Raw genomic sequence first — 6,376 nt, forward strand, 5'->3', positions numbered from 1 at the left:
TTTATCTGTTCAATTTTATTACTCTCATTTACTATTCCATTAAATTTGGAGTACCTTCTGTCAATCTGGCCGCAGATAAAATCAAATACCTGCATCTGGAATACCTGTGCTATAGCATTAGAAGAGTACATTTTTCTTTTAAGGGGCAGATTGGTTTGTTCTCCTTCTGCGTTCTCTATGATGTTTCCTTTAATGAGTTTACCGTTCATACGTATAGAAGCTGTTCTTGAATCGCATATCATCGACTGTATTCCAAGTATAGTTGCCAGGCGGCTTGTAGCCACACTTCTGTCAGAAAGGCTCTTGCCGTTATCAATCTTGGCACCTCTTTCACCGGCATATGCTCTTTTTACTGCAGTATTATAAAAATCTTTGACAGTTTCCACGAAAGCCTTGATCTCATTTTCAGAAACTTTAATATCAACGTTTGTAATTTCATTGAAAATAGACTGGATAACGTGACTTGTTCCGGCATAGTTTTCTTCCTTGGCATCCCTGTATCTTTCATAATCATTGCTAAATAATCGCATCTTTTCGTTGTCATCCAGCATATTAGTGATAGCCGTCTTCATTTTTTCTGCCAGTTCCGGGGTAAGCTCATGCCTTTGCAGTAATTCATCAGCAAATTTCTGGTTATCAGCAGTTGGAACATTATCCTGCTTTTTGAAATAAACTACCTCCTTGCCTTCCGGATTATCCTCGGTCTTTTCTACATCTCTGGTAATCTTGTATACAACATCAGAGCCTTCTTTGTTTTCCTCGACCGTCAGCTTTTTGTCATTGTCAAGATCATAGAAAACTCCTCTGTTATACCTTATGGTATCAAGGATTGTTATAGGTTTTTTGCAAAGCGCAGGATCCAGACTTACTGCCTCTCTGTATTCAATTGTCTTTTGCCTGAAAGATTCTCTTTCTTCATCTACCTGCTTTGATAGCTCTGTAAGCATTTCTGTTAGTTCTGTATAACCTGATCCATACTTTTTAATGAACTTATCAATGCTTCCTGAAAGCTTTCCGTAAAGCATGATTGCTGCTGTGCAAACAGCATCAATTTCTTCCTGTACTTTTTTCTCGTTTTTCTTATCTAACTTGCCATTTGCATCAAGCTTTACAGGCGGAAACGTATTAGTTGAAAAAGCTGAGAAGGCTTCGATATCCTTTTTTAGCGCAGCCATTTCTCTTGTACCCTTAAGAGGAATCAGTTCATCAGAACTAAGGAGCCTGCTAAGAGGCTTTGACACATAGTCAAGGCTCTTTAACTCTCTTAAGGCAATCTCATCATTTAGCTCCTCCGGGTTCTTTTCTACTGCAGCATCAACATTTTTATCTGCTACCAGATAGTTATCTCCTAGGTCTTTAATGTATTGCTGCTGACCTGCTTCTTCATAGTCCTCTACATAATTTCCAAACATTTCTCTAGCTTCATCGTCATAAAACTTAGGATCCTTCATAGAGGATACTTTTTGGCCATTTATACGAAGCATATTTCTGCCAACGATATAGGATTTAATAAGAAGCTTGCACAGCCTTCTCTGGTTATCCGTTCTTGCCTTGCTATAGTCCATAGTAAGCTCATCGTTATAGTGTGTAATATACTCCGGATCAGTTAAGATCTGCTTTCTGATGGTATAGTAACTAAGTATAGGCCTTAAGTGGGTAAGCTTACTCTCTATAGCCTCTTTTTTTTCATTATCAATGTTTTCTAAAAATTTGTATCTGGAAGAGATTCTGTCAAATGCAGCTACCTGCCTTGCATACCTCTCAAGCCTTTCTGCATTTTCTGCTATATCGCTATCTGTATTTAACTTGATACCATCGAGTTTTATCCCAAGGATCTGATTTGCCATATCAACTATTGCAAGCCTTGCATTATAAGCATCCACCTGAGGATTACCATCATCATCTCTTCCCGCCATAAAGAGCCTTAACATGTCAATATTTCTGGCTTTGTCAGCATATGTCATAAAGGTGCACAAATCGCCGAAGTCTTCTTTTTTGATTTTTCCCTTTACCTCCTTTGCATATAACATGCAGGTCATGTAATGCTCATCATCAACGGCTACAACCCCATCCCTAATTTTTGATTCAACAACGCCCTTCCGATAAAGACGTGATCTTTTATTGTTGCGGGCCTTACCCCTCTTTGTCAGACTTACTCTTTCTGCAAACCACTTTCCATAGCTTAGGTCAAGCTTTGTTTTTAAAGGCATACCGATTTCGAGACGCCCTTTTGAGATATCCACCGTTTCATTGAAATGAAGTCTTAATCTTTCTTTTGCATCCTGTAAATTTAGGTCTCTGGACCTTTCTCTCTGTTTCTTCTCCTCTTTTGCTTTTTGGTCATTCTCTTCCATTTGCTTTAAGGAATCGCTGACCCACTGTTTTTCAGCCTGCTGCCCCTCTATATTATTCTGATTATTTGGATTTTCAGGAACATCGGGTCCAAACAGTTTTGCCTTGATGTCCATTTTTCCCAGGACATCCTCTGCTTCATTAAACTTTTTAACCACTTTCTTATTTTGCTTATCCAACTGATTATTTTCTTTATTTGGCATATCTTTGCCTCCTGATCCATGAAAAAGAATTACTTGTTAGCTGCGTTTTTTAGTTCTGCCTCTCTGTCACTTATCATCTTATCGATGTTTGAAGTTTTGATATGGGGACCATAAAATTTACTAATATGCTCCAGCTCTAATTTTTGTTTTTTATTTTGGTTAATATATTTTTGGTATGCTTTGATTGCCTTTAAGCGCCTAAGCTTGTCATCTTTCATAGAGCCGGTAAATGATATTTTCTTTTTCTTTTTATCCCATTTAATATCACTATTCTTACCTGCAGTTTTAAGAATATGAGATTTGACGCAGTTAAGCCTATCCATGAGAGCCGCAATCTCTTTTTCATCCAAAATATCTCCAAGAACCTGTTCCAGATATGGTTTATCAAGTGCCATGATCTTATTTATAAACTCCGCCGACAGTCCACTGATTCCATTATCGCTTATAGGTATTGAGCGGTTATATATGAATCCGTCTATATCCTTGGCTTTAAGTTTCCCAAAAGACATGTCGTTATCAATGCACTTTATCTGCGTGAATTGCCCATTCTCTAATATCCCATGGAAGTTCCCAAAATGTCTGTCCGTCTGTCCGCAGATAAAATCAAACACCTGCATCTGGAATATCTGTTCAATAGCCTTATCCGAGTAGGTTGCTGGCTTTTTGCCATTCAGCGTAGATATTCCTCCAGAATTCTCCATAAGATTTCCCGTTACAAGTTTTCCATTCATACGAATAGTGGCAGTTCTTGATTCACAGACAATGGAACTGATTCCCAAAAGTGTTGCAAGGCGGCTTGTTGCCACATTTCGGTCAGAAAGATTTTTCCCACAATCAATATAAGGTGACCCCTTCATTGTTGCCATTTTTCTCTTGGTAACCGCATTTGTAAAATCTACAAATAATCTCCAGGCTTCTTCTTTTTCCTGATCAGGAATTGCAATATCAATACTCGTTGCCGCAATAAATGCTCCGGTGGCTACTACAACTGCATCGGAAAAATATTCCTTTGGAGTGTTTTTAATGCTTTTCAGTCTCATAAAGAACATTTTGCCAATTTCTGCATTGCCAAGTATGCTGTTAAATCCTTCTCTTAGCTTACTTTTTACTTCTTCACTGATCTCATATCTTGAAAGAACATCCTCTACCAGTTCCTGATTATTTTCAGGCGGTACATTGTCTTTTTTTCTGAAATACACCACTTCCTTGCCATCAGGATTATCCTTGGTCTTGGCTACATTTCTGGTAATCTTATATACAGTGGATGCCGCTGCTCCCTCAATACTTACTGTCAAAGTCTTGTCATTATCAAGATCATAGAAAACTCCTCTGTTGTACCTGATAGTATCAAGTATTGTAATAGGTTTTTTCACAAGTTCCGGATCCCTAGTTACTATTTCTCTGTATTCAATTGTCTTTTGCCTGAATGTTTCACTATCACTGCTTACCTGTTTAGAAAGCTCTGTAAGCATTTCGGTAAGTTCCGTATACCCACTGCCATATTTTTTTATGAAATTGTTAATGCTGTCCGTAACTCTGTTGTATAGCATGACCATGGACGTGCAGACTGCATCAATTTCATCCTTAACCAGCTTTTCATTTTTTTCATCGAGTTTTCCTTCCTCATCAAACTTTACAGGAGGAAAAGAATTGGATGAAAATGCAGAAAGAGCTTCGATACTCTTTCTGAGTGCTGCCATTTCTCTGGTGCTCTTAAGAGGAATAAGCTCATCTGATGAAAGCATTGTGCTAAGAGGTTTTGATAAATACTCGCTCTCATTCATCTTTTTGTTGTGTGCTATGATCTGTTCCTCATCCACCATAGACTCATCTATTTGGACATCAACATTCAAGCCTTCGCTATGCAATTTTAGAGAAATGTCTGCAAGGCTGTCAGTTGGAGAGTAATTGTCCTGAAGTTTTTCCCTATATACCTTTTCATTTTCCGGCGCAAAATCTTCCACGATTTTGGCATAAGCTTGAGTTGCACTATTATGTCTAAAGCGAAGTGCCTTCATACCGGATGATTTTTTACCGGTAAGTGACAGCATATTTTTTCCTACAACATAGGAACTCATCAGAAGCCCTGCAAGTTCCTTTTGCTCCTCGGTAGTTGCCTTGCTGTAGTCCATAGAAAGTTCATCATCATAATGATTCTTGTACTCTTTATTTCCGATTATTTCTTTTCTAAGTGTATAGTAAGTAAGCACGGGCCTGAGTAACGACAACTTGGACTCGATCGCTTGTTTCTTCTCATTTCCTAAGTTTTCAAAGAATTTGTATTTAGATGTAAGCCTGTCAAAAGAAGCAACCAGCATCGAATATTTCTCAAGCTTTACAGTTTTTTCTACAATATCTTTGTCTGAATCCAGTCTGATTCCATCAAGTTTTATTCCAAGGATCTGATTTGCAGCTTCTACAAGAGCAAGCTTTGCATGATATTCATCCACCTGAGGATTCCCATTATCATCTCTGCCTGCCATAAATAATTTCAGAAGGTCAATATTCTTACTTTTGTCGGTGCTTGTCATAAAGTTACAGATATCATTAAAGTCAGAAGCGCTTATGTTGCCCTTTACTTCTTTTGCCATTTCAAGGCGTGTCGCATACTGGCTGTCATAGACATCCGAAAGCTGCTTTTCCAGTTCCTCTGCATTGCGGAGTTTGTTATATAAGCGGGACTTTTTATTTTTCTGCTTCTGAGCCCTTTTTGCCGCAGTAAGCCTTTCTAAGAACTGTTTTCCATGACTGATCTGCAGAACAGTATTTTTCGGAATAGAAACACCAATATGGCTGTTTTTAAGATCAATTAAGTCTTCCGCGTAAAGCTCAAGCCTTTGGTTTTCGTCCTGGTCTCTAAGCTGCTTTGACCTCTCTTTTTGTTCTTTCTCCTTTTGGGCCTTAAGCGCTTTTTCTTTACGGCGCTTTTCGTCTTCCTCTTCCATTCTCTTTAAAGAATCGCTAACCCACTGTTTATCAGCATTTTGATCATTTAAAGCGTCCTGCCCATTTATGTTCATAGGCTCAGCATCATTAAGAAGCATCGACTTTATATCAAGCTTACCTGCTACATCCTCTGCCTCTTTAAATTTGCCTTTCTTTAAACTGTTTTCTTTGTTTAACTGCTGCATATCTTTGTTGGGCATATAGCGATCTCCTTTTTTACGAAAAGTAATTATTTATTACCTGCATTTTGAAGTTCTCTTCTACGCTTCTTTTCCATGCTATCAAGATCAGTAAATTCAATATTTTCTCTAAAGAAGCAGCATATATTTTCAAGCTGTACATAATTTTGATCTGCACGATTCACATATGCTTTGACCGCAAGTATTTGTCTTAGCTGATCATCCTTTGTTGCTCCTTTGAATGAAAACAGTTTTTTCTCGCTATCCCACTCGGCTACTGCTTTATGATTTTTAGCATAATTAACAATATGGTTCTTAACGCAATTAAGCCTGTCCATCAGAGCGTCCATCTCTTCAGCATCAATAATATCGCCAAGAATCTGCTCCATATATGGTCTGTCCATCGCCATTATCTTATTGATAAATGATGCTGAAAGTCCTGAAATTGCAATTGAATCAACTGGCTTAATTCGATTAAAGTATTTTCCATCTATATCAGCAGCTTTAAGTCTTCCAAAAGCCAGGTCATTATCAAGGCACCTGATCTGAGTGAATTTACCGTTTTCTATTACTCCGTGGAAATTTCCAAAGTGTCTGTCTGTCTGGCCGCAGATAAAATCAAATACCTGCATTTGGAATATTTGGGCTATGGCTTCCGGTGAATATGCTACATTTTTCGTACTTGTGCTACTACCT

3 protein-coding genes are annotated in these 6,376 nt (G+C 38.2%); all 3 read right to left on the reverse strand.

Annotated elements, in window-relative coordinates:
- On the reverse strand, nt 1-2,555 hold a 2,555-nt coding region (locus tag G585_RS18550), incomplete at its 3' end, for a hypothetical protein (RefSeq protein ID WP_034482685.1).
- A gap of 29 nt (nt 2,556-2,584) precedes the next feature.
- On the reverse strand, nt 2,585-5,701 hold the full coding sequence (locus G585_RS0116370) for a hypothetical protein (protein ID WP_022776444.1): 3,117 nt from the start codon (nt 5,699-5,701) through the stop codon (nt 2,585-2,587).
- Between the two features lie 29 nt (nt 5,702-5,730).
- The coding region (locus tag G585_RS18555) for a hypothetical protein (RefSeq protein ID WP_196802931.1) at nt 5,731-6,376 on the reverse strand (646 nt) is incomplete at its 5' end.

Origin of the sequence: Butyrivibrio sp. AE2015, assembly GCF_000420825.1 — a bacterium.
Classification (GTDB): domain Bacteria; phylum Bacillota; class Clostridia; order Lachnospirales; family Lachnospiraceae; genus Butyrivibrio.